This window comes from Rhodococcus huquni (assembly GCF_055231055.1).
Map to the genome: position 1 here is coordinate 342,582 of NZ_JBUYWE010000003.1, position 23,216 is coordinate 365,797.

27 protein-coding genes are annotated in these 23,216 nt (G+C 65.4%); 7 read left to right on the forward strand and 20 right to left on the reverse strand.

Annotated features, from left to right (window positions below; genetic code table 11):
• Nucleotides 1–5 precede the first annotated feature (5 nt).
• On the reverse strand, nucleotides 6–221 hold the full coding sequence (locus ACZI8R_RS08065; protein WP_463379058.1) for a helix-turn-helix domain-containing protein: 216 nt from the start codon (nucleotides 219–221) through the stop codon (nucleotides 6–8).
• Nucleotides 222–395: 174 nt separating this feature from the next.
• On the opposite strand from ACZI8R_RS08065, the gene ACZI8R_RS08070 reads away from it, so the two are divergent.
• On the forward strand, nucleotides 396–1,373 hold the full coding sequence (locus ACZI8R_RS08070) for an arsenic resistance protein (RefSeq protein ID WP_463379059.1): 978 nt from the start codon (nucleotides 396–398) through the stop codon (nucleotides 1,371–1,373).
• Here the strand turns inward: ACZI8R_RS08070 and ACZI8R_RS08075 are convergent.
• Nucleotides 1,367–2,140, reverse strand: a complete 774-nt coding sequence (locus ACZI8R_RS08075) for a lysophospholipid acyltransferase family protein (protein WP_463379060.1) — start codon at nucleotides 2,138–2,140, stop codon at nucleotides 1,367–1,369. The two genes, ACZI8R_RS08070 and ACZI8R_RS08075, sit on opposite strands and share 7 nt — an antisense overlap.
• Before the next feature lie 72 nt (nucleotides 2,141–2,212).
• Here ACZI8R_RS08075 and ACZI8R_RS08080 point away from each other — a divergent pair, with 72 nt between their 5' ends.
• Nucleotides 2,213–2,722 (forward strand): GNAT family N-acetyltransferase, encoded by a 510-nt coding sequence (locus tag ACZI8R_RS08080; RefSeq protein WP_463379061.1) that lies wholly within the window; start codon nucleotides 2,213–2,215, stop codon nucleotides 2,720–2,722.
• A 48-nt stretch (nucleotides 2,723–2,770) separates the two neighbouring features.
• On the opposite strand, the gene ACZI8R_RS08085 is transcribed toward ACZI8R_RS08080, so the two are convergent.
• The 3 genes from ACZI8R_RS08085 to ACZI8R_RS08095 all read right to left on the reverse strand — a co-directional run bounded on the left by ACZI8R_RS08085 (nucleotide 2,771) and on the right by ACZI8R_RS08095 (nucleotide 4,616).
• Nucleotides 2,771–3,130, reverse strand: a complete 360-nt coding sequence (locus ACZI8R_RS08085; protein WP_463379062.1) for a hypothetical protein — start codon at nucleotides 3,128–3,130, stop codon at nucleotides 2,771–2,773.
• An 83-nt stretch (nucleotides 3,131–3,213) separates the two neighbouring features.
• Nucleotides 3,214–4,308: an L-cysteine desulfhydrase Cds1 gene (cds1, locus tag ACZI8R_RS08090; protein WP_463379063.1), complete on the reverse strand. Its 1,095-nt coding sequence runs from the start codon at nucleotides 4,306–4,308 to the stop codon at nucleotides 3,214–3,216.
• On the reverse strand, nucleotides 4,308–4,616 hold the full coding sequence (locus ACZI8R_RS08095) for a DUF4229 domain-containing protein (protein WP_463379285.1): 309 nt from the start codon (nucleotides 4,614–4,616) through the stop codon (nucleotides 4,308–4,310). The genes cds1 and ACZI8R_RS08095 overlap by 1 nt, the downstream gene beginning before the upstream one ends.
• Nucleotides 4,617–4,892: 276 nt before the next feature.
• Between ACZI8R_RS08095 and ACZI8R_RS08100 the strand changes: the two genes are divergently transcribed.
• Nucleotides 4,893–5,105 (forward strand): BldC family transcriptional regulator, encoded by a 213-nt coding sequence (locus tag ACZI8R_RS08100; RefSeq protein WP_378572592.1) that lies wholly within the window; start codon nucleotides 4,893–4,895, stop codon nucleotides 5,103–5,105.
• 185 nt (nucleotides 5,106–5,290) lie between these two features.
• Nucleotides 5,291–5,497: a hypothetical protein gene (locus tag ACZI8R_RS08105; protein WP_463379064.1), complete on the forward strand. Its 207-nt coding sequence runs from the start codon at nucleotides 5,291–5,293 to the stop codon at nucleotides 5,495–5,497.
• Nucleotides 5,498–5,513: 16 nt separating this feature from the next.
• On the opposite strand, the gene ACZI8R_RS08110 is transcribed toward ACZI8R_RS08105, so the two are convergent.
• From ACZI8R_RS08110 to hemL, 7 genes are read right to left on the reverse strand one after another with little or no spacing between them, the layout of a single operon-like run.
• Nucleotides 5,514–6,935 carry a MinD/ParA family ATP-binding protein gene (locus tag ACZI8R_RS08110; RefSeq protein WP_463379065.1) on the reverse strand — a complete coding sequence of 474 codons (1,422 nt, stop codon included), beginning with the start codon at nucleotides 6,933–6,935 and terminating at the stop codon, nucleotides 5,514–5,516.
• 44 nt (nucleotides 6,936–6,979) lie between these two features.
• The gene (gene ccsB, locus ACZI8R_RS08115) at nucleotides 6,980–7,957 is read right to left on the reverse strand and encodes a c-type cytochrome biogenesis protein CcsB (protein WP_463379066.1); all 978 of its coding nucleotides are present in this window, start codon (nucleotides 7,955–7,957) and stop codon (nucleotides 6,980–6,982) included.
• On the reverse strand, nucleotides 7,954–9,633 hold the full coding sequence (gene resB / locus ACZI8R_RS08120) for a cytochrome c biogenesis protein ResB (RefSeq protein WP_463379067.1): 1,680 nt from the start codon (nucleotides 9,631–9,633) through the stop codon (nucleotides 7,954–7,956). The genes ccsB and resB overlap by 4 nt, the downstream gene beginning before the upstream one ends.
• Entirely contained in the window at nucleotides 9,630–10,454 is an 825-nt protein-coding gene (locus tag ACZI8R_RS08125) for a cytochrome c biogenesis CcdA family protein (protein WP_463379068.1), read from the reverse strand. Before ACZI8R_RS08125 ends, resB begins: the two co-directional genes overlap by 4 nt.
• Nucleotides 10,455–10,494: 40 nt before the next feature.
• Nucleotides 10,495–11,103, reverse strand: a complete 609-nt coding sequence (locus ACZI8R_RS08130) for a TlpA disulfide reductase family protein (RefSeq protein ID WP_463379069.1) — start codon at nucleotides 11,101–11,103, stop codon at nucleotides 10,495–10,497.
• Entirely contained in the window at nucleotides 11,100–11,759 is a 660-nt protein-coding gene (locus ACZI8R_RS08135) for a histidine phosphatase family protein (RefSeq protein WP_463379070.1), read from the reverse strand. The genes ACZI8R_RS08130 and ACZI8R_RS08135 overlap by 4 nt, the downstream gene beginning before the upstream one ends.
• Before the next feature lie 58 nt (nucleotides 11,760–11,817).
• Nucleotides 11,818–13,143: a glutamate-1-semialdehyde 2,1-aminomutase gene (gene hemL, locus ACZI8R_RS08140; RefSeq protein ID WP_463379071.1), complete on the reverse strand. Its 1,326-nt coding sequence runs from the start codon at nucleotides 13,141–13,143 to the stop codon at nucleotides 11,818–11,820.
• A 157-nt stretch (nucleotides 13,144–13,300) separates the two neighbouring features.
• Here hemL and ACZI8R_RS08145 point away from each other — a divergent pair, with 157 nt between their 5' ends.
• Nucleotides 13,301–14,512 (forward strand): winged helix-turn-helix domain-containing protein, encoded by a 1,212-nt coding sequence (locus ACZI8R_RS08145; protein ID WP_463379072.1) that lies wholly within the window; start codon nucleotides 13,301–13,303, stop codon nucleotides 14,510–14,512.
• A 12-nt stretch (nucleotides 14,513–14,524) separates the two neighbouring features.
• Here ACZI8R_RS08145 and hppD read toward each other — a convergent pair whose 3' ends face one another.
• Nucleotides 14,525–15,733 (reverse strand): 4-hydroxyphenylpyruvate dioxygenase, encoded by a 1,209-nt coding sequence (hppD, locus tag ACZI8R_RS08150; RefSeq protein ID WP_463379073.1) that lies wholly within the window; start codon nucleotides 15,731–15,733, stop codon nucleotides 14,525–14,527.
• Between the two features lie 121 nt (nucleotides 15,734–15,854).
• Here hppD and ACZI8R_RS08155 point away from each other — a divergent pair, with 121 nt between their 5' ends.
• Together ACZI8R_RS08155 and ACZI8R_RS08160 are read left to right on the forward strand one after the other, a co-directional pair.
• Complete coding sequence (locus tag ACZI8R_RS08155) at nucleotides 15,855–16,343, forward strand: Lrp/AsnC family transcriptional regulator (RefSeq protein ID WP_463379074.1); 489 nt, start codon at nucleotides 15,855–15,857, stop codon at nucleotides 16,341–16,343.
• Nucleotides 16,344–16,359: 16 nt separating this feature from the next.
• A complete protein-coding gene (locus ACZI8R_RS08160) occupies nucleotides 16,360–18,318 on the forward strand; it encodes an acyl-CoA dehydrogenase family protein (RefSeq protein ID WP_463379075.1) in 1,959 nt (652 codons plus the stop codon).
• Between the two features lie 103 nt (nucleotides 18,319–18,421).
• Here ACZI8R_RS08160 and ACZI8R_RS08165 read toward each other — a convergent pair whose 3' ends face one another.
• The 7 genes from ACZI8R_RS08165 to ACZI8R_RS08195 form a co-directional block, all read right to left on the reverse strand.
• Complete coding sequence (locus ACZI8R_RS08165; RefSeq protein ID WP_463379076.1) at nucleotides 18,422–18,658, reverse strand: hypothetical protein; 237 nt, start codon at nucleotides 18,656–18,658, stop codon at nucleotides 18,422–18,424.
• Nucleotides 18,655–19,179, reverse strand: coding sequence for a hypothetical protein (locus ACZI8R_RS08170; RefSeq protein WP_463379077.1), 525 nt, complete (start codon nucleotides 19,177–19,179; stop codon nucleotides 18,655–18,657). The genes ACZI8R_RS08165 and ACZI8R_RS08170 overlap by 4 nt, the downstream gene beginning before the upstream one ends.
• Entirely contained in the window at nucleotides 19,176–19,598 is a 423-nt protein-coding gene (locus ACZI8R_RS08175) for a hypothetical protein (protein ID WP_463379078.1), read from the reverse strand. Before ACZI8R_RS08175 ends, ACZI8R_RS08170 begins: the two co-directional genes overlap by 4 nt.
• Before the next feature lie 44 nt (nucleotides 19,599–19,642).
• Nucleotides 19,643–19,789 (reverse strand): hypothetical protein, encoded by a 147-nt coding sequence (locus ACZI8R_RS08180; RefSeq protein ID WP_463379079.1) that lies wholly within the window; start codon nucleotides 19,787–19,789, stop codon nucleotides 19,643–19,645.
• Between the two features lie 93 nt (nucleotides 19,790–19,882).
• Nucleotides 19,883–20,506, reverse strand: a complete 624-nt coding sequence (locus tag ACZI8R_RS08185) for a hypothetical protein (protein ID WP_463379304.1) — start codon at nucleotides 20,504–20,506, stop codon at nucleotides 19,883–19,885.
• Between the two features lie 22 nt (nucleotides 20,507–20,528).
• Nucleotides 20,529–21,503, reverse strand: coding sequence for a porphobilinogen synthase (gene hemB, locus ACZI8R_RS08190; RefSeq protein WP_463379080.1), 975 nt, complete (start codon nucleotides 21,501–21,503; stop codon nucleotides 20,529–20,531).
• A 70-nt stretch (nucleotides 21,504–21,573) separates the two neighbouring features.
• Nucleotides 21,574–23,139: a bifunctional uroporphyrinogen-III C-methyltransferase/uroporphyrinogen-III synthase gene (locus ACZI8R_RS08195; RefSeq protein WP_463379081.1), complete on the reverse strand. Its 1,566-nt coding sequence runs from the start codon at nucleotides 23,137–23,139 to the stop codon at nucleotides 21,574–21,576.
• Nucleotides 23,140–23,216: the final 77 nt, after the last annotated feature.

Below are 23,216 nucleotides of genomic sequence, written 5' to 3' on the forward strand. Positions count from 1 at the left end.
CGCAGCTACCTTCCTCTCTTGTTGTGCTTCTGGTGCACGGCCTGCCGACTGACTTCCAGCGACTCGGCGATCGCCTGCCACGACCAGCCCTGATTGCGGGCGTTGTCGACCTGGAGCGCCTCGAGTCGTTCGAGCAGACGACGCAGTGCCCGGACGGCTTCCAGACCTTCACCGGGATCGGGGCTTCCCGCCGCTGCGGCGAGTGTGATTGCTTCGGACATGACGTCAATCTACGTTGACATAACCTATGTGTCAACCCAAGTTGACGAACAGGTGTATCGCTCGTTGTATGAGAGAGTCTCGATGTCCGGCTACCGCGATCCGACGTGCGAACCCCACCTCGGGACCTTCACCGGGATCGGGGCTTCCCCGCCGCTGCCGGATATCGTCGACCGATGACCGCAATCGGATGGCTCGAACGCCATCAGATTCCCGTCTACCTCGCAGCCCTTCTCGCGGGCGCCACGGTCGGACTGCTGGCCCCGAACTCCTCCTCCGCGTTCGAGGTGAGCATCTACCCACTGCTCGGTGCGCTGCTCTACGCCACCTTCCTGCAGGTGCCCTTCACCAAGTTGACCGAGGCTCTTCGTGACCGGCAATTCCTCACCGCCACACTGGTCGTCAACTTCGTGGTCGTGCCGTCGATCGTCGCGGTGCTGACGTCGGTGGTTTCGCTACCTCGCGCCGTGCTGCTCGGCGTCCTCCTGACGCTCCTCACACCCTGCATCGACTACGTCATCGTGTTCTCGGGCCTCGCAGGCGGGGACAGTCAGCGACTCCTGGCCGCCGCACCTGTACTCATGCTCGCCCAGATGGCGATGCTGCCGCTGCTGCTCTGGCTGTTCGTGGGGCCGGACCTCGCCGACATCGTCGAGATCGGACCGTTTCTCGAAGCGTTCCTGATCCTGATCGTCCTTCCACTCGGGCTGGCCTGGGCCACTCGAGCGGCCGCTGCGCGCCACCGAGCCGGCGTCATGGCCCGTACGGCATTCGCCGCCGCGATGGTTCCCCTCATGGCGGGAACGCTGTTCGTGGTCGTCGCGAGCCAAATTCCCGCCATTCGCGACGAACTCGATCAACTGGGCGAGGTGATCCCGGTGTACGCCGCCTTCCTGGTCATCATGGCCGGGGTCGGCTACGGCGCGAGCAGGCTGTTTCGATTCGACACCGGACGAGCGCGCGCCCTGATCTTCAGTGGGGCCACGCGCAACTCACTGGTGGTACTCCCGCTCGCGCTGGCTCTACCCGCCGGCTATGCGGTGACCCCGGTGGTCGTGGTGACACAGACGCTCGTGGAGCTCGTGGGGATGGTGGTCTACGTTCGCCTCGTCCCGTATCTGGTTCCGGAAACCAGAACCGGCTCGGGTCAGTAGGCGGCGACGGCCCCGTCCACGGCCTTTTGCAGGTCGGAGTGCACCAGTCGGGAGAGGTCGATCGGTTTGCGCGGCAGCTCGAGGATCGGCTCCGACACGAACACGCTCGCCGATTTCACCCCGGGTTCGCCGTGCGGAGAACCGGGGTCGTAGGCGATTCCGACCGACAGCAATGCGACCGAGGCACCGGCCTTCGTCGCACGCGATGCAATGTGCCCGACCCCACTGTTGACGTGCTGCACAGTGGCCGGATCGTCGTAGTTGCACGTTCCCTCGGGGAAGATCGCGAGATTGTCTCCACGCGCGAGCCTTTCGGCGGACACATCCATCATCAGACGGCCCGCGTCGGCCACCGCACGCAGGCCGTGGTTCTTGCTGCGGAACACCGGGATACCACCCATCACGTCCACCTCACGGCGGCGGCGCGGCGGATCGAACACCTCGTCCTTGGCCAACACCCTGGTACGCCCGATGACTCGCCGTAGCGGCGTCCGCCAGGCAGTGGCCGCGAGTGTGTACTGATCGCTTTCGCTCAGGTGATTCGCCGCGATGAGCAACACGGACGGGGACGCCAACACTGCCCGTAATGCTCGCTCGGCACCCGAGCCGTACGTGATCCGTGGGCGGTACTTCGCCGCGAGCAACGCGTACGCGGCCCGCGCCAGCGCTCGGTTCTGCTGGTGACCCCGGTAGTAGTCGTACACCGCACGACTGTTCTCGAGAGTCACCTCGGGTCGATCACTGCGCTTCCCCGATCGTCGGCTCACGCACACCACGGTACACAACCTACGGTTGCGTAGGTTATGCGAACTTCGCCGTCGATCAGGTAAGAATGACCTGTGATCCGCCTGGCCAAATCCACGGACCTGCCCTCGCTGCAACAGATCGAAGTTGCCGCCGGCACGCCATTTCGCGATATCGGAATGTCCGAGATTGCGGAGGATCCCCCTCCCAGCATCGCGGACCTGTCCAGCTACCTGGACTCGAACCACATCTGGGTTGCGACCGACGAGAACGACCACCCTGTCGCGTATGCCCTGATGGAGGTGGTCGACGGTGCAGCCCACATCGAACAGGTGTCGGTACATCCCAGTCATGCCCGTCGCGGTCTCGGCGCCCAACTCATCGACCAGATCGAAACCTGGGCGACAGGCCACGAGGTGTCAGCACTGACTCTCACGACGTTCGCCGATGTCCCCTGGAACGCGCCGTACTACGAACGGCTCGGCTTCCGACGCATGACCGAGGCCGACGTCACGCCCGGACTGGCGCGCATCCGAGAAGACGAGGCGAAGCACGGACTCGACGCCTGGCCACGAGTGACGATGCGCCGGTCAATCGCCGACTGAGGCCGACTCGTCCCGAGGAGCGCGGCCGGACAGACCCTTACTGGTCCGTCAGTGGTCGCTCGCGTACCGGTGGCACACGACCGACCATGCGACGCGATCGATCGGCATCGACCCCGGCGTAGGGGCACACCTGCTGTGAGCGGCGAGGATCGGCTTGAACGCGACATGCAAGAGGTCGATGTCGTCATCATCGAGAGCCCACCACACTTGTTTGCCAGCGGTCCGACTCTCGTGGCGAGCCGCAGTCGCAGCCGTCCACTCGTCTTCGAGTTCGACCATGGGCTCTCGAACATCGCTTGCTCTTGGGACTTCGTCCAGCACACTTTGCCCAGCTGCACTCAACGCCGATACGAACTCGTCGACTGCGTCACGCAATCCGAACGCACTGACGACGACTACCGCTACCAACTCGAACTCCCTGCAAGCACCCTACTTTTCAGGTCTTGGAGACGAGTACACAGTCGATCCCGCTCCGCCATCGGCACGACCCCTCAGTTCGAGGACCAGGTGCCGGTGCGAGCAAAGTTCTCGAGAATTGCGGTGGGCCCTTCGAGGTCGATGCCTTCACCCGCAACCCACTCGTCGTCGTAGTAGGTGTTCGAGTACCGCTCGCCGCCGTCGCACAGCAGGGTGACGACACTGCCGCTACGGCCGGCCGCGAACATCTCGGCGATCAGCCCGAAGGCGCCCCACAGGTTGGTGCCTGTCGATCCGCCGACCTTGCGACCGAGCACGGTGCTGGCGTGGCGTGCCGCAGCGATCGACCCTGCGTCCGGGACCTTGATCATGCGGTCGACGACCTGACCGACGAAGGACGGCTCGATTCGAGGCCGTCCGATTCCCTCGATTCGCGAGCCACGTTCACCTCGAACGTCAGGATCACCGGCAACCCAGCCGTCGAAGAACACCGAGTGCTCCGGATCTACGACGCACAGTCCCGTATCCATCTTTCGGTATCGCAGGTATCGGCCGATCGTGGCACTCGTACCGCCGGTACCGGCGCCGACGACGACCCATTCGGGCTCGGGATGCAGTTCGCGCTGGAGCTGAGTGAACATGGATTCGGCGATGTTGTTGTTACCGCGCCAGTCGGTGGCTCGCTCGGCGTGGGTGAACTGGTCCATGTAATGACCACCGCAGTCGGCGGCCAGACGTTGCGACTCTGCGTACATGGACGACGGATCGGTGACGAAGTGGCAGCGACCGCCCTGCGCCTCGATCAGTGCGATCTTGGCGGGGCTGGTACTCGCCGGCATCACCGCCACGAAGTCGAGTCCGAGGAGTTGCGCGAAGTACGCCTCACTCACTGCCGTAGAACCCGAGGACGCTTCGATGACCGTGGTGCCCTCGGTGACCCACCCGTTGCAGATCGAATAAAGGAAGAGCGACCGGGCGAGCCGATGCTTCAGGCTTCCGGTGATGTGAGTGGACTCGTCCTTGAGATAGAGCTGCACGTTCCACTCGATGGGCAGCGGGTAGCGCAGCAGGTGGGTGTCCGCGCTGCGTTGCGCGTCCGCCTCGATCAGCCGAACCGCGTTGTCCACCCAGGCACGTGAGCCACGACGATCGATGTCGACGCCGGCCATCAGGGGTTGTCCTCGCCACGCAACTTGGCACGCAGCTCGGCCTGATCCGTCCGACGCTGCTCGTCGACCGTCGCTATGCCCCTGTTGACCCGAGCCCGCAGCTTCGAGAACAACACCAACGAGAGCGGCAGCGCGATCAACACGGCGAAGATGGCCGCCACGAGCAGCGGAACGTCGACGTCGAGAAGACGCCCGCCCCCGACGATGATCAGCGCGATGACCACGACCAGCAGCAGCCGGGCCACCGAGTACAGCACTACGTCGCGGGCCAGCGTCCCCTTCGTGACACGCTCACCGGACGCGGGCACTGCCGTAGGCTCCCCGCCGGGATTGCCTGATGGGCCGTCGTGCTTGCCCGATGGGCGGTCGTGATCGTCTGATGGCTTCTCGGATGGCTCGCTCACGCACCCAGGTTACCCACCCTCGTGTCGCACGACGAACGGCCCGACTTATCCGATTTGTCTATTACCTCCCCTTTACCAAACGTAGATCGTTCGAGTACCTAGGGGTCCGAGTGGAAGCATGGCTCGCACGGCAAGCGCAGGGCCGTTACACGGCCGAACAAAACCAGCGAAGGATCGTCGATGAGCGCACCCACGTACAACGGAGCCACAGAGGCCCTCATGACCCCTGGCCAGGTGGCCACCCTGTTCCATGTGGATCCCAAGACCGTCACGCGGTGGGCCCACGCAGGTCGCCTCGGCTCCCTTCGTACCCCGGGTGGACATCGTCGGTTCCGCGAGGCCGAGGTCATGCAGCTTCTCCGCTCTCTTACAACCGAAGCCGGTCGCGGCTGACGTAAAGGCTTCACCGACAGCGACGGGCACCCAAACTGCCCTGACCAATGTCACACCGGTTCGCATGAACTGAACGTGTGTGACATTGGTCAGGCAAAGATGGGTGCCCGTCGCTGTCGTGTCCGGATCACACCGACTACGCTCGTGGATACCGGCTACCCTCGAGAGCCACCAGGAGGTGTGCGGTGCTGTATCTACTCGCATTCATCGGTCTCGTCACGGTTGCGATCTTGCTGTGGAAAGGCTTCGGACCGCGTCCGGCCGCCACGCTGGGGCGACGCGGCATGGGGCCCGACGACGACCCGGAATTCCTATGGCGCCTCGACCGCGAGACTCATCGCCGTGAGAGCGAAGGGCCCGATTCGTCCCCCACCGATACATCCGGGAGCTGACCGAAACGGTTCAGCTCTAGCGGGCGCGGTCCTGCAAGGCGTAGTTGCTCGACGCGGGAAAGTTGGTTGCCACGCCTGCCGCGAGTTCGAGCAGAGCAGTGCGGGTGGCGGGCCGAAGTCGATCGAGGTCGATCTCCGCGCCCTCCTCGAGATGAGGATCGAACGGGACGAGCTGAACGAGCCGGCAACGCTGCTCGAAGTGCGACACCACCTGAGGTAGATCGACCTTGCCGGACTTGGGCCTCACCGCATTCACCACCGCGGTCGCTTCGGATACGAGCTTCCGATACCCATGAGCATCGAGCCAGTCCAGAGTCGCGGATGCGCTGCGCACGCCGTCCACCGAGCCGGAGCTCACCACGATCAAGGCGTCTGCTTCTTCGAGAATCGTCTTCATCGCCGAGTGCATGAGACCGGTGCCGCAGTCCGTGAGCACGATGCTGTAGTACTTCTCGAGCAGCGCGACAGTGCGCGCGTAGTCCTCGGCACTGAAAGCCTCGGAGACTGCCGGATCGGAGTCGGACGCGAGGACCTCGAGTCGGTGCCGACTCTGCGAGGTGTAGCCACGAACATCGCTGTACTTCTGGATGCTCTGCTCGTCGCGAAGAAGGTTTCGCACCGTGGCAGGCGTCTCGAGTGGAATCTTCTGACTCAGCGTGCCGCGGTCGGGATTGGCATCCACCGCGATGACACGGTCACCGCGCAACGACGCGAACGTCGAACCCAGGGTCGCTGTCGTCGTCTTGCCGACGCCGCCTTTGAGGCTGAGCAGCGCAATCTTGTAGCTGCCCTGCAACGGTGAGTTGACCTGGTTGGTCAGTTCGATCCGCTTCTGTTCCTTCGAGCTGTTTCCGACGTTGATCTTTCGGCCGGAGGCGGCATAGAGCGTCTTCCGCCAGCCCGAGCTGGGTGCCGGCTTCGACTGCTTGAGCAGCAACGACGTCGACAGGTCGTTGGCCGAAACGCCGTGTTGCTGATCGTGGTAGCCGCCCTGCGGGGCTGCACCCTCGTAGGGATTCTGTTGCGCAGCGTAAGGCGTCCCCGCTACCGGCTGGGCCTGCGGCTCCGTCCACTGCTGCGGCTGAGGCTGAGGCTCTTGCGGCTGCGGAGGCGGTTGCGTCCACTGCTGCGGCTGAGGCTGTTGCAGAGGCGGTTGCGTCCACTGCTGATAGGACGGCTGGGGTGCGTGCTGCTGCCGCGGTGACGGAGGCACCGGCGACTGTTGTTGCTGCTGCGGAGGCCGTGGGGGTTCCGAGGTGGGAGCCTGCTGGCTCTGCTGTTGCCGCGGTTGCTGCGTGGGCCCCGGAGCGAAGGGGTTCGCGAACGGGTTACGCGCAGGCGGAGGAGTGTAGGGGCCGGGCGCGTGGCGCTGCACTTCCCGATCCTCGCGATGGTCGGGATTCACGGATTCCCCTGGCGTGGCATGCTCGTCGGCCATCGATGCACTCCCCTCTGCCTGTCGGTGCGTAGGTCGTTCTCGGATCAGTTCAGGCCGGCGTAGGAATGCAGACCGGACACCACCATGTTGATGATGAACAGGTTGAACAACATCGCAACGAATCCCGCGACGTTGATCCAGGCGGCCTTCGTGTCACGCCAACCAGACGTGGCGCGCGCGTGCAGGTACGCCGCGTAGATCACCCAGGCGATGAACGAGACGGTCTCCTTCGGATCCCAACCCCAGAACCGGCCCCATGCGGCCTCGGCCCAGATTGCGCCCAGGATCACGCCTGCACCGAACAGCGGGAACCCGATGATGGTGGTCTTGTAGGCCAACCGGTCCAAAGTCTGACCGTCGGGGAGCCTTTCCGCAATGCGAGCGAATATTCCGCTGCCTTCGGATCCCTCGGGGTACCGCATGCGGAGGAGGAACAGGAGGCTCGCCACACCCGCCACCAGGAACACGCCGGATCCGATACTGACGATCGTCACGTGGATCGGCAGCCAGTACGAGCGCAGGGCGGGCACCACCGGCGCCGCGTCCGCATACAACACGGTGGCCGCCAGGAACATCAAGATCAGAACCGGTGGAATCAGGAACACCCACAGCGACCGGTAGGTCGGCCGGGACAAGAACACCAGGCCGACGACCATGGCGGCTGCGCAGGCCATGGTGACGAACTCGTACATGTTGCCCAACGGGAACCGGTGAGTGGCAAAACCTCGCAGCACGATCGACGCGAAGATCAGCACCACGCCGACGACGAGTACCGCCGAACCCATACCGCCCAGGCGCTCGCCCAGCGGCTTCTTCGGCTTCTCGATCACACGGCCGGGTACGGAGGCGCCGGTAGCCGAGGTGGATGTACCACCCGCTGCGACCAGCTCCTTCTCCTGCACAGCACGGGCTCGCTTCGATGCGTACTGCGCGATGAGAAGTACCAGAGCCAACACCAGGACGGTGAAGGCGGATCGGAACGCCCAGTCGCTGTACTGCGCGAGTGTCTCGTTGCTGTTCATCGTCCGCTCTCCTGCGAGTCAGGCTTCGTGTCGTCCGTCAGAAGACGGGAAGTGAGGCGATCGAACTCGTCACCCCAACCGGCCTGATCGGTCCGGGCGAGTCCACCAAGCTCTACTACCGTACGTCGTGGGCCGTCGTCCACTCCGTCCGCGGGGTAGATCCGCGCCCACACTCGGCGGCGCTTGATCACCAGCGACACCAGCAGACCGCCCATCATCGTCAGCGCGGTGACCAGCACCCATTGCTGCGCGGGGTCGTGCGACACCTGCAGATTGACGAAGTCGACGGCGCCGTCGAACTGCACCTTGGTGCCGTCGGCGAGCGTGGTGCTCTCCCCCGGGAACAGGTTGACGCGGTCCTGCTTCACGAGCCGTCCCTGGTTGATCAGCTCGGTGTTGAGCGAGAACAGCGACTGCGGGTTGCCGGTGTCCAACCCGGTGTCGCCCTTGTAGACGTCGATGGCCACCGCCGGATCGTTCTGTGCGGGGTAGCTCGACGCCAGGAGGTTGCCGTGGAACATCGCGGTGGGTGCGAACAGTCCCTCGATGGCAATCTGATTCTTACGCCGCTCCGCCTCGTCGGGGTACATGCCGCCGGGCGGATCGAAGCGCATCGCACCACTGCTCAAGAAGGTGGTTGCGTCGTCCGGGCGCCATTGCAATGTCTCGGTACGGGTTTCGCCGTTCGGGAAAGTGACGGTGAAGGTGGGCGCGTACCCGTGACCCTGCAGGTAGACGCGGTCCCCTTCCACCCGCAACGGGTGGTTCACCTGCAACGTCTCGTCCCGCCAGGTGTTGTTCTCGAGATCCTCGCCGGCCTGGTAGCTGATGTTCGAGGTGAACATCTCGGCCTGACCGCTGTCGAGGTAGTCGGCAGTGAAGTCCTTCACCCGGATACACAGCGGCGTCATACCCGTGCCGTCCTGGGTATTACCTGCCTTGAACGAATCGAACACCGCGGGCGAGGTGGTGCAGAAGCCGGGACCGTTGTCGGCCACCACGATCACGTTGCCCTCGTAGCCGAACAGCTTGCCGACCGCGATCGCGACGAGCAGGCCGACCAGGGACAGGTGGAACACCAGGTTTCCGGCCTCGCGCAGATAGCCCTTCTCCGCCGAGATGGTGATCTCGTCGTCGTGGACGGGCCGCTTGGTGTCTGCTGCGGTCCGAGTCGAGACGCGCCATCCCTTCAGATGGGTCCTGATCCGCGCCGCGACCTCTTCCGGACTCTCGTCGACGTGAGATTCGTAGTTGTGCGGAAGCCGCGACAGGTTCCTCGGCGCTGGGACCGGGCGCGTGCGCAGCGCTTTCGCGTGGTCGATACAACGGGGCAGGATACAGCCCACCAGAGACACGAACAGCAGCACGTAGATCGCGGTGAACCAGAAACTGCCGAACACGTCGAAGAGTTCGAGTCGGTCCATCCACGGGCCCAGCGTCGGGCGGTCCGCGATGTACTCGTCCACTTTCCCGGCGTTGAGATTGCGTTGGGGCAGTAGCGCGCCGGGTATGGCCGCGAGCGCGAGCAGGAAGAGCAGCACCAATGCGGTGCGCATCGAGGTCAGCCCGCGCCAGGTGTTGCGCACGAGAGCGAACGCCTTGCCGACGGGAGACTGAGGCCTTACCGGAGTCGATCCGGAATCGGACTCGTCGGTGACAGGTTTTGTGTCGGTCATATCGGCAACGTCACCTCCGAGACGAATGCATCACGGACCCAGCCGACGAACTGGTCCCACGCGCCGGTGACCAGAGCGATGCCCACGAGCACCAGCATGATTCCACCGACTATCTGAATTGTTCGAGCGTTGCGGCGCAGCCACCCGACACCGGTCAATGCGCGTGCCGACCCCAGCGCGAGGATCACGAAGGGCAGGCCGAGGCCCACGCAGTAGGCGACGATCAGAGCCACTCCGCGTGCTGCGGTCGCGCCCTCGGTTCCGGCGGCAAGCGAGATGACGCCGGCGAGGGTCGGCCCGAGGCAGGGTGTCCATCCCAGCGCGAACACTCCGCCCAGCAGCGGTGCCCCGAGGAGACCGGACACCCGCCGCGGTTGAAAGCGGGTGTCCTTCTGCAGTGCCGGCACCAAACCGACGAACACCAGGCCCATCGCGATGGTCACGACACCGCCCACGCGCATGAGTACTTCGCGATTGATCGCGAGCATCGAGATGGCTCCGAAGACCGACGCCGTGGCCAGAACGAACACCACCGTGAATCCGGCGACGAACAGTGCCGCAGCCCCGGCCACCCGAAGACGCCCGTCCGTTCGAGTCCGGGTGCGCGTGGCTGCCTCGGACGCGGTCACTGCGGGTGCGTCTGCGCCGACGACCCCGGCCAGGTAGGAAAGATAGCCAGGGACGAGCGGTACGACGCACGGCGACGCGAACGACACCAGCCCGGCCAGCGCACATGCCGCGAGCGCCAGAATCAGCGGACCGGACGCCGCAGTCGACGCGAACGCCTCGCCTACCCCGGCGACGACCTCGAGATCGTTCATGACCGTGTCGGCTTCATCGAGCAGGACTCACTTCGTCGTCTCATCGAGCGGGGCTCTCGGCGGCCACTCGTTCGACGACCGGTTGCAGGTCTTCGGTGAGGAGTTCCTTCAAGAACACGGCAGCCACGCGGTGGTCGCGATCGAGCACGATCGTCGTCGGAATGACGCTCGTCGGATAGCTCTTGCCGAGAGCGATCATGGTCCGCATGGCCGGGTCGTAGATCGACGGGTACGAGACACCGTTGTCGATCACGAAGTCCTGGGCCTTGTCCTGCTGGTTGTCGCGCACGTTGATACCGAGGAAGGTGACGCCCTTGTCCTTGGTCGCCTGGTACGCGGCCTCGAGATCGTTGGCCTCACCGCGGCACGGCCCACACCACTGACCCCACACGTTGAGCACCACGACCTGGCCCTCGAAATCGTCGAGCGAGATGTTCTCGCCGTCGTGCATCAAGTCCGGACCGGTCAGCTTCCCGACCGTCCCGCGTTCGGCCGGCGGGTCGTAGAAGATTTCCGTCTGCCCGCCCGGGGAGACGAAGTCGAAGGTTCCACCCTGCGCAACCGCGTCCGTACCGGTGGAACACGCCGACAGCGACAGGGCGCCCGCACAGATCATCGCCACGAGCCCGGCGAAGCGCCCACCCTTCATGCGCCGGTCACCCTCGGATCCGAGGCGCCGGCGGGCTCCGAGTACACGATGTCGACGAGGGTGTCGCCCTCGTAGACGAGCGAGGTCAACGAGGCCAGTCCGCACTGGCGGTGCCGCGGGTCGTGCCACAGGCGCTCGCCCTGCAGGAACCTGCGCAGAGTCCACACCGGAAGCTGATGGCTCACCACGACGGCCTCGTGCCCGACAGCCGCGACGCGCGCGTTGTTGACCGCGGCCAGCATTCGGTGCGCAATCTGCAGGTACGGCTCGCCCCACGACGGGGTGAACGGGTCACGCAGCTTCCACCAGTGCCGAGGACGCGAGAGAGCGCCGTCACCGACGGCCACCTTCAGACCCTCGAATTCGTTGCCGGCCTCGATCAGGTTCTCGTCTGTGGACACCTCGAGGCGGTGCGACTCCGCGATGGGCGCGGCCGTCTCCTGGGCGCGCTGCAGCGGGGACGCCACCACACACTTGATGTCGTGATCCGACAACGACGCGGCGACGGACCGTGCCTGCGCCTCACCCGTGACGGACAGTCGGAATCCGGGAAGCCGGCCGTAGAGGATGCCGCGCGGGTTGTGTACCTCGCCGTGCCTGAGGACGTGCACGATAGTGCGGGTCTGCGTGTGGTCGGGGTGATCGGCGTCGGTCACTTGGCGATTCCTCGGGGTCGGTGCGCGGACAGGGTCGGTGCGCGGAAGGTAGTGGGGGTCACTGGGGTTGCGCAGCCGCGGCGGCCTTGGCTGCCGCGGGAAGTGCGTCGGCGATGATCGAGAAAGCGCGATCGTCAAGGGCGGACGAGACGAACCATGCTTCGAAGGCGCTGGGCGGCGGGTAGACGCCCCTGGACAGCAATGCATGGAAGAACGCCGGGAACCGGAAGGTCTCCGCTGCCTTCGCTCCGGCGTAGTCCACTACCGGATCCTCGCTGAAGAAGACACTGAGCAGGGTGCCCGCTCGCTGCACCCGGTGGACGACACCCTCGGCCGTCAACGCATCGGTCAGCAGTCCGGTCAGAGTTGCCGCATTGCGCTCGAGCGCCCCGTAGACCTCGGCATCCGCGGCGCGCAGGCTGGCGAGCCCGGCCGCGACCGCGACAGGGTTTCCGGACAGCGTGCCGGCCTGGTAGACGGGGCCGGCCGGTGCGAGATGGGCCATGACGTCGGCGCGACCGCCGAAGGCTGCCGCCGGCAGTCCACCGCTCATCACCTTGCCGAACGTGTAGAGGTCGCCGGCAACGCCGTCGATGCCGAACCATCCGGACGAACTGGCGCGGAAGCCGGTCATCACCTCGTCCATGATCAGCAGAGCACCATGTTCACGGGTGAGCGCGCGCAGACCTTCGTTGAAGCCCGGCAGGGGTGCGATCGCGCCCATGTTTCCGGCGGCGGCTTCGGTGATCACGCAGGCGATGTCGCCGTCGTTCGCGGCGAACGCTTCTGCGACGGCGTCGAGATCGTTGTAGGGGACGACGATGGTGTCACCGGCTTGAGCGCCCGTCACGCCGGGTGAGGTGGGCAGCCCGAAAGTGGCAAGACCCGATCCGGCGTCGGCGAGGAGCGCGTCGACGTGACCGTGGTAGCAACCCGCGAATTTGAGGACCTTGCTGCGGCCGGTGAATCCGCGGGCCAGGCGCACGGCACTCATGGTGGCCTCGGTACCCGAGTTGACCAGTCGAACCTGCTCGACGGGTGCCACTCGATTCACGATCTCGGCGGCGAGATCGATCTCGCCGGCCGTCGGAGCACCGAAGGACAACCCGGTGGTGGCCGCCTCGCGGACCGCCTCGACCACGGCGGGATGCGAATGCCCCAGGATCATCGGACCCCACGAACAGATGAGGTCGACGTAGTCGTTGCCGTCGACATCGGTGAGGGTGTAACCGGATGCACGCTCGATGAACCTGGGCGTGCCACCTACGGAACCGAACGCACGGACCGGGGAGTTGACGCCTCCGGGGATCACCGATTCCGCCCGGTCGAAGAGCTGCGCGGACGATGCAGTAGAGAGCTCGGGGTCGCGGGAGGAAACAGTCACGGCATCCAGTGTCCCAGTTCTGCGCAATTTGCCAACGACAGGGTGTAGTGGGTGGCAAGGATCACGGAGCCCAGGCGCCGCTGGCCGCGTCGGGTCTGCGTCGTGCCTGTGTGGTGTCTGCGACGTGTCGGGGGGTGTTGCTAGCGTTCGCAGCACCATGACCGACACCGTCTCCCCCGCCCTCGCACGTCGGGTTGCCCTCGCTGCTCAGGGGTTCACCGGGGCTCGGACGGCTTCGACGCCCGGCACCCGCGCCCTGCGCGCCCTGGTGGAGCGACTCGGTCTGCTCCAGATCGACTCGGTCAACGTGTTCGAACGCAGCCATTACCTTCCGGCGCTCAGCCGTCTGGGCGATTACGACCGCACTTCCCTCGACCGGCTGGCCTATGGGACCAAAGGACGTTTCGTCGAGTACTGGGCACACCAGGCGGCCTTCGTTCCTCGCGAGAGCTGGCCCCTGTTCGGCTTCCGCCGCCAGGCGTACCGAGACGAGGCGGCACAACCCGACTCGTGGCTGTCGACGCACCGCGATCTCGCCGACTGGCTCCTCGCAGAGCTCCGCGAGAAGGGGCCGATGCGGGCCGGCGCCATCGAGCACGATGCCAATCGGTCACACGGCAGCTGGTGGGGATGGTCCGACGTCAAGGTCGGACTCGAACTCATGTGGCGTACCGGCCAGGTCGTCTGCACCGAGCGGGTGCGGTTCGAGCGCGTGTACGCGCTCCCCGAACACACCTTCGCACCACACGAATTCGTCGATCTCCCCGAAGACGAATCCATTCGTCGCCTCGTCGCGCATGCCGGCGCCGCGCTGGGGATCGCCACGGAACCCGACCTCGCCGACTATTTCCGAATGAAGCGAGCGCAGGTCCGTGGCGCGATCCGCGACCTGGAAGACGACGGAACACTACTGCCTGTCCGCGTGCCCGGCTGGGAAAGCAACGGCAGGGAGTCGCCGGCGTGGATCCACCGCGACGCCCGCAAACCCCGGCGACTCGACGCAACCGCAGTTCTGTCACCGTTCGATCCGGTCGTGTGGTTTCGTCCACGCACCGAGCGCCTCTTCGACTTCCACTACCGCATCGAGATCTACACACCGGCCCACAAGAGGAAGTTCGGCTACTACTCGCTGCCGATCTTGCTCGACGATCAGGTCGTGGGCCGAGTCGACCTCAAGAGCGATCGCAAGGAAGGCATCCTGCGCGTGCAATCCGCGTGGAGCGAACCCGATGCCCCGAACGATACGGCGGCGCGGCTCGCCCCGGTGCTGCGCGAGGCGGCCGGTTGGCAGGGCCTCGGCGACGTTCACGTCAACGGCCGAGGCGACCTCGCCGGTCCGCTGCGCGCCGAACTGAGCCGGTCCGATTGATCGCGAGAACGCTCACAGATTTCCGCGGGCGTCCTGTTCACGCTCGATCGATTCGAACAGGGCTCGGAAGTTTCCCGCTCCGAAGCCGAGCGAGCCGTGCCGTTCGATCAGTTCGAAGAAGATCGTCGGGCGGTCGCCCAAAGGCTTGGTGAATATCTGCAGTAGATATCCGTCCTCGTCGCGGTCGACGAGCACGCCTCGCTTCTTCAGTTCTTCGACCGGAACCCGCACTTCGCCGATTCTTGCCCTCAGCTCCGGATCTTCGTAATAGGCGTCCGGGGTGTTCAGGAACTCGACGCCCTCGGCGCGCAATGCGTCGACGGTGCCCAGGATGTCCCCGGTGGCGAGAGCGAGGTGCTGGCATCCCGGTTCGCCGTAGAACTCGAGGTACTCGTCGATCTGTGACCGCTTCTTTCCGATCGCCGGTTCGTTGAGCGGAAACTTCACCCGGTGATTGCCGTTCGCGACCACCTTCGACATCAGCGCGGAGTATTCGGTGGCGATGTCGTCGCCGACGAACTCGGCCATGTCGGTGAATCCCATGACCCGGTTGTAGAAGTGGACCCACTCGTTCATTCGGCCCATCTCGACGTTGCCCACAGCATGGTCCAGTGCCTGGAACAACCTGGCCGGCCGGCCCGGCTTGGGTACGAACCCGCTGGTGCGTGGAGTGAACCCAGGCAGATACGGCCCGTCGTAGCGACTGCGATCGACGAGGGTGTGCCGAGTACTGCCGTACGTCGCGAGCGCTGCGGTACGCACGGTGCCGAACTCGTCTGTGGAGTCGTGCGGTTCCTCCAGGACCGTCGCACCCTCCGCTCGGGCGTGGTCGATGCACTTGTCGACGTCGAGGACCTCCATCGCGAGGTCGACGACGCCGTCACCGTGCCGACGATGGTGATCGGCCAGCGGACTGTCGGGATCGACGGCCCCCTGCAGGACGAACCGAACCGAGCTCGATTCGAGAACGTAGGCCTTGCGCTCCCGGACGCCGGTCTCCGGACCCGAATAGGCGACGAGCGCCATCCCCCACGTGGACACGAAGTACTGGGCGCTCTGCGTCGCATTGCCGCACACGAACACGACGGCGTCCATGCCGACGACGGGGAAGGGATCGGCGGCGTCGTCGTGTTCGACCAGGCCGACAAGGGTTCGGAGTTCGTCCGTTCCGAGGCTTGCGGCACGTTCCCTGGGTGTGAGGCGAATATCCATGGCAGTCATGGACTCACGGTGCTCCCACATAGGAAAGTGTGCAATCGAGCCCACATTCAGTGGCCAGTTTGTACATATTGCCTGCCTCTGATGCCACATCCTTGTACAGATCGGTTGCTATAAAGGAGATATGCCGATCGACGAACTGGATGCCAGCATCCTCGAACTCCTGAACACCGAACCCCGGGTCGGCGTCCTGGAAGCGTCGCGGCGACTCGGGGTCGCACGCGGAACCGTGCAGGCGCGACTCGATCGCCTCGAACGGTCCGGGGTGATCTCGAGTCTGGGGCCCACCCTCGATCCCGGGTCTCTCGGATTTCCCGTCACCGCGTTCGCCACCCTCGAGATCGCACAGGGGGAAGGCCACGACTCGGTGGTCGAGCACCTGTCCGCGATCCCCGAGGTCCTCGAGGCGCACACCATCACCGGCGCCGGTGACGTCCTGGTCCGTGTCGTGGCGCGCACCAACGCCGATCTGCAACGGGTCATCAACGAGATCGTCGACGGCCGCAACGTTCTGCGCTCGTCCACGGCGATCTCCACGAGCACGCAGATCGCAATGCGTCACCAACCGCTCGTCCGGACTGCCACCCAACAACCGGCCCGAGACACTCGGTGACGCTATGGTCGAGAACATGGCCTCTACAGCTGACCACTTGAGAAACACACTCGACGGACGCTGGAAGGATGTGCGTGAACGTGTCCGGTCGGAACTGACCGATCCGCGCTTCGCACCGCACTACACACCTGACCTACAGGAAGCTCGCGACAAGTCGCTGGAGCAGATGCGGATTCTGGCGAGCAACGGCTACGCCGCGGACGGATTCGCCAAGGACCACGGCGGCACCGGCGATGCCGGCGCCGCGGTCACCAGCATCGAAATGCTTGCGATGTCGGACCTTTCACTGATGGTCAAAGCCGGCGTGCAGTGGGGTCTGTTCGGCGGCGCGATCGAGAACCTCGGCACCCAGCCTCACCACGACGCCTACGTCAAACGCCTCATCGACCTCGATCTTCTCGGGTGTTTCGCGATGACCGAGACCGGTCACGGCAGTGACGTTCAGGAGCTCGAGACCACGGCGACGTACGACGCGTCCACCGGCGAGTTCGTCATCCACTCGCCCACGCCGTCGTCCCGCAAGGACTACATCGGTGGTGCCGCGGAGCACGCCACTGTCGCCGCCGTGTTCGCCCAGCTGATCACCGCCGGCCCCGGTGAGGAGCCCGAATCGAAGGGCGTGCACTGTTTCGTCGTCCCGATCCGCGACGCGGACGGCAACGACCTTCCCGGCGTCAGCACCTCGGACTGCGGTTACAAGGGCGGCCTGCCCGGCGTCGACAACGGACGCATCCTGTTCGACGCGGTGCGCATCCCCCGTACCGACCTGCTGAACCGATACGCGGACGTCGCCGAGGACGGTACGTACTCGTCGCCGATCGAGAATCCCAACCGCCGGTTCTTCACCATGGTCGGCACCCTCGTTCGCGGTCGTGTCACCGTCGGCGGTTCGGCAGGCGCCGCTGCGCGCGTCGGACTCACCATCGCCACCAAGTACGGATTGCAGCGCCGACAGTTCAGCGCACCCAAGAGCGACGACGAAGTGCTGGTGATGGACTACCTCGTCCACCAGCGCCGACTCCTCCCCCTCATCGCAAAGTCCTACGCGCTCCAGTTCGCCCAGAACGAGCTGATCGCGAAGATGCACGAGATCCAGAGCGATCCGGACGCCGACCCCCAGGAGAAGCGCGAACTCGAAGGGCGCGCGGCAGGACTCAAGGCTGCCAACACCTGGCACGCGACCCGTGCCATCCAGGAGTCACGCGAAGCCTGCGGTGGCGCCGGCTACATGGCCGAGAACCGACTGACGGCACTCAAGGCGGACACCGACGTCTTCACCACGTTCGAGGGCGACAACCACGTCCTCACCCAGCTGGTCGCGAAGGAACTCCTCACCTCGTACGCCGACGAGGTCCAGGGCATGAATCCCGTCGATTGGATGAAGTTCGCCGCGACCACCGTCGGCGACGTCGTGAAGAAGCGCACCGCCGCGCAACAGATCCTGCAGACCATCATCGACACCAGGCAGGACAACGAAGAGGACGGCAGCCTCTTCAACCGCGGCACGCAGATGCAGATGCTCGAAGACCGTGAGGAGTACATGCTCTCCACGGCCGCCCGCCGTCTTCAAGGTGCGCAGAAGCGTGAGGACGATCCGTTCGACGCCTTCAACTTCGTTCAGGACCACGTACTCCGTGCCGCCCAGGCTCACATCGACCGTGTGGTCCTCGAGGCGTTCGTCGCAGGTATCGACGAGTGCCAGGACGAGGACGCCAAGGCACTGCTCAACGATGTGTGCGACCTCTTCGCACTCACGATCATCGACGAGGACAAGGCGTGGTTCATGGAGCACCGCCACCTCTCGGTGGAGCGAGCCAAGGGAGTGCTGCGCGGCATCAACGAGCGGTGCCGTTCGCTGCGTCCACACGCGGCGACACTCGTCGAAGGATTCGGCGTTCCGGACGAACTGCTGGGTTCGGAGATGCTCGACGGCCCCGGCACCGACACCATCCGGATGGCGACGATCCCCCGGTAGCCCTGTCTCCTCCCCTCTTTCCCTGACCAATGTCACACCCGTTCAGCTGAGCTGAACGGGTGTGACATTGGTCGTGAAGGGGGTGGGTGGGTGGGTTGGTTGGTCAGTCGCCGATTCGGAGCCGAATCGCATCGACGACCAGCAACCCGGCAACCGTCAGGAGCGCTGCCGCGACGAGGAGCCACGAACCGCTGTAGGCGGTGACTTCGAACGACGGCGCACCGTCTGCGATCGCGAGGTAGGGCGCGGTGTTCGTGCCCTCGTTCCAGCACACGGCAGCCAACACGAACGCCACCACTGCCACTGCGAGTTCGCCGCCCGGCCGCAACCACTGCCTCATCGGTCGGCTTCCTCCTCGTCCTCGTCGTCCGACTCGGTGCCGACGAGGTCTACGAGATGTTCGCGCAGCGTATCGGCATCCTTGGCCCACGCACGGACCAATCCACCGCCGACCAGGCGCAAACCGATGGAGTTGCGACGACGGGGCACGTTCGTGAGCTCACCGAGCGCACGCGCAGATTCCCAGTCCTCGTAGTCGTAGTCGTCGGGATCGGAGGGTCGCAGAACCGTGTCGATCTCGTCGAGCGGCAAGTCCTCGGTTCCCTGCTTCAGCGAAGTCTCGGTCAGGTAGACACTCGCGTGGGTACGGGCCGCGATCACCTGGACATACACCAGACCGGTCAGCAACACCGCGAAGAGGGCGAGAGCGAACCAGTGAATTACGGGGCCCGTGAAGAGTTCGATGATCAGGGCGACCACACAGAAGAGGGGGCCGTAGGCCACCGTCCGCCACCGAGCACCCGGCTCCTCGAAGAGGAACTCGCTCGTCGCGGTGTCGTCGGTCGTGTCCTCGTCGGTCATCGCACGAACCAGCCATGTCCCTCGGGCCTGAACACGAGGACGCTCGCCACCAGCAAGATCAGGGGCAGAGTCATCGCGAAGACGGTATGGAGCCCGACCAGAACCAGCAACATCTGGACCACCGCGTAGCAGGCGGACGCCACGACGGCCACGAATCGTGAGCGCCGACGCCCCTCCCTGACACCGTGAACGACGAGTCCGATCGTAAGGCCGACGGCGAGCGACAACCCGCCCAGCACCCGTACCAGCAGAACTTCGGTGCCGACGTTGTCGGTGCCCGCCAACTGTTCACGCAGACCGTCACTGGATGTGGTGACGGTGATCAGGCCCAGAAGAATCAGGAGAACCGCGCCGACGGCCCACAGCCAGAACGCGGCATCGACCACGCGGGGCCGGGTACGTTCCGTAGGTTCGATCACGCCGTACATACTGCGGCATTCCTCGTATCGAATGCCAGCCCGGGTCAGGAGCCGGTGGCGATTCCCGGGGCGATCACGAGTACCAGCGTCAACAGTACGAACATCGCGATGAGGACGTAGAACAACACTTCCTTGCGGGCGTTGCGATCTCCCTCATCGAGGGCTCCTCGATAACGATCCTCGACGCGCATGGCGAACAACCTCCGGTGGGCCCAACAACGGTCCTTATGTGACGCATTTCACGGTACATCCCGGAGGGAGCGCTTCGCATCCGGGTCCCGGAATCACTCGGACGGAGGTGGAAACCGCAGGAAGTAGTCGTTCGATTCTTTCCGACGCATGAGAACGATCGCGCCGACGATGGCCACGGCCTGAAGGATCTGAATGCCACCGAGCGCGAGAATGCCGAGTCCGCTGTCCCCAGTGCCGATTCCGAACAGCACGGGCACAGCCTGAACCGCGATGACCACACCCAGCAGTGTGAGCGCGGTGCGCGCCCAGCTCTTTCCGCGGCGCATGAAGTGCACGAACAGTAGGAACACTCCGGTGAACACCAAGGCGATCACGACGACCAGACCGAATCCGACCATCAGGATGGACTCTGCCGTGTCACGGGTGAAGTCGCCCTCCATCTCCGCGACCGCGGGGTCCGACATCAGCTGGTCGACGTACGAATCCTTGTCGCCCCAGATGACCGGCAACGCGAACAACAGTTGGACGAGACCGAGAGCGGCGACCGCCCACCACAGCTGGGATGCGGTACCCACGTCCTGCGGCATCGGACGATCCGGCTCGCGCTCTTGCGGCGCCGAGTACTGCGGGTACTGACCCTGCGGGTACGAGCCTTCGGGGTACGAGCCCTGCTGATATTGCGGCGCGCCCCCGGGCGTCGGGTACTGGTCGTTCATGCGGTCAACCGTAGCTGGCGCTTCAGAGCCACTGCGCGGCCTCGGCGGCCCAGTAGGTGAGGACGACGTCGGCTCCCGCGCGGCGGATGCTGGTGAGGGACTCGAGGACCGCGGCGTCGCGGTCGATCCACCCGTTCTGCGCGGCGGCCGTGATCATGGAGTACTCCCCCGATATCTGGTAAGCCGCAACGGGTACCGGCGAGGCATCTGCGGTTTCGCGCAGGACGTCCAGGAACGACATGGCCGGCTTCACCATGACCATGTCGGCACTCTCGGCGATGTCGAGCTCCACCTCTCGCGCCGACTCACGGCGATTCGCGGCGTCCTGCTGGTAGGTGCGGCGGTCGCCTTTCAGGGACGAACCGACAGCTTCCCGGAAAGGGCCGTAGAACGCGGAGGCGTACTTGGCCGAGTAGGCGATCTGGCCGATGTTCTCGAAACCGGTGGCATCCAACGCATCACGGATGGCGCCGACCTGGCCGTCCATCATTCCGCTCGGCCCGAGCAGATGAGCGCCGGCGGCTGCCTGCGCGACGGCCATGTCCACGTAGCGAGCGAGCGTGCCGTCGTTGTCGACGTTGCCTTCGTCGTCCAGCACACCGCAGTGGCCGTGATCGGTGAATTCGTCGAGGCAGGTGTCGGCCATGAGCACCGTGGAATCACCGAGTTCCGCTGCCAGAGCGCGCAAACCCCGATTGAGAATTCCTTCGGGATCGGTCGCACCGGAGCCTTCCGCGTCCTTGTCCTCCGGGCGCGGAACACCGAACAGCATGAGACCACCGACGCCTGCCTCGACGGCCTCGGTGGCCGCCGTTCGCAGGGAGTCCAGGGTGTGTTGGTACACGCCGGGCATCGACGAGATCTCGCGCGGAGCATCGATCCCGTCCGCGACGAACATGGGCAACACCAGGTGTCGCGGTTCGAGTGACGTCTCTGCCACCAGCCGTCGCAACGCCGGGGTTCGCCGGAGTCGTCGTGGTCGGTACGTCGGAAACACCGGAGTGCCCTCCTTCGTCGGGCTGTGAGTGGTTGACGAGTCCAGAGACTCGTCAACCACTCACAGGGGGTTATCGACGGGCGCGGGACTTCTTGCGCGGTGGCGGCAATGCACCCTCGGCACGCAGTCGCGCCGCGTGTTCCGCCAGAGCCTCGACGAGGGGGCCGACCTGCGCCGACTCCGGCTGCACGTCCACCCGGAGACCGAACTCGACGGCCGTCTCCGCAGTCTTCGGGCCGATGCAGGCGACGAGCGTGCGGGCGTGCGGCTTACCTGCGATACCGACCAGGTTCCGGACGGTGGACGACGAGGTGAAGCACACCGCGTCGAAGCCGCCGGTCTTGATCATCTCGCGGGTCTCGGCCGGCGGCGGCGCAGCGCGGACCGTGCGGTACGCGGTGACGTCGTCGATCTCCCAGCCACGTTCACGCAGGCCCTCGGCGAGGGTCTCGGTGGCGATATCCGCACGCGGCAACAGCACCCGATTGACCGGGTCGAACACGTCGTCGTAGGGCGCGAACTCGGCGAGCAGGCCCTGACTCGACTGCTCCCCGCTCGGCACGAGTTCGGGGGTGATTCCGAACGAGCGGACCTTGTCGGCAGTCGCCTCACCGACACATGCGATCTTGACGCCGGAGAAGGCGCGGGCGTCGAGCCCGAACTCCTCGAACTTCTCCCAGACCGCGCGCACCGCGTTGGTCGAGGTGAACACGACCCACTGGTACCGGCCGTCGACGAGGCCCTTCACGGAACGTTCCATCTGGGCGGGGCTGCGCGGCGGCTCGACTGCGATGGTCGGCACCTCGATGGGGATGGCGCCGTGCGTGACGAGACGATCACTCATGTCGCCCGCCTGGTCCTTGGTGCGCGGCACCAGAACCTTCCAGCCGTACAGCGCGCGCGACTCCCACCACGACATCTTGTTGCGGTGAGCGACGACCTTGCCGACGGTCACCACGAGCGAACCGACCAACTCGGAGCCGGCGTCGTTCAGGGTGGCGAGCGTCGCCTCTACGGTGCGCTGCTGACGGGTGGTGCCCCGCACGGTGATGGCGGCAGGTGTCTGCGGCGCCAGACCGTGCTCGACGAGTGCACTGGCGGTCTCGGCCAGGTGGCCGGAGGTGGCGTGCAGAACCAACGGCCCCGGCGCCGCGGCCAGCGCGGCCCAGTCGACCTCGCCGCGAACATCGGCTTCGGTGTGACCGGAGCCGAGTGCCATGCCCGCGTAGGACGGCACCGCGGATGCGGACGGGAGGCCCGGCAGAATCTCGAACTGCAACTGGGTGCGCGCCACTGCGGTGATCTCCGCGATCACCGAATCGGTGGTCATCGGATCACCGGAGACCAGACGTACGACGTCGTGGCCGTTCTTGGCCTCGGTCACCAACGTCTTGGCGACCTCGGACGGCTCACCGAGCGCGGGACGTACCTCTGCCACCGGCTCGCCGGTTTCGGCATCGAAACCGTGGTCGGTTCCGACCAGGGCCGTGACGCCCTTGTCGACGTCCGGATCGGTGAAGGCCAGGCCCGCCGCAGCGAGGATGTTGCGTGCATGCACGGTGAGAAGGGCCGGGTCCCCTGGACCGGCTCCCACGAACAGGATCCGTCCGGGGGTGTTCTTGCGGACTCGGCTCATCGGTGATTCTCCAGTGTGCTCATGTTTCGAGATCGGTTCGGGATCGGGGCGCGGCAACGTCGTCTGCGTCGGCCGGC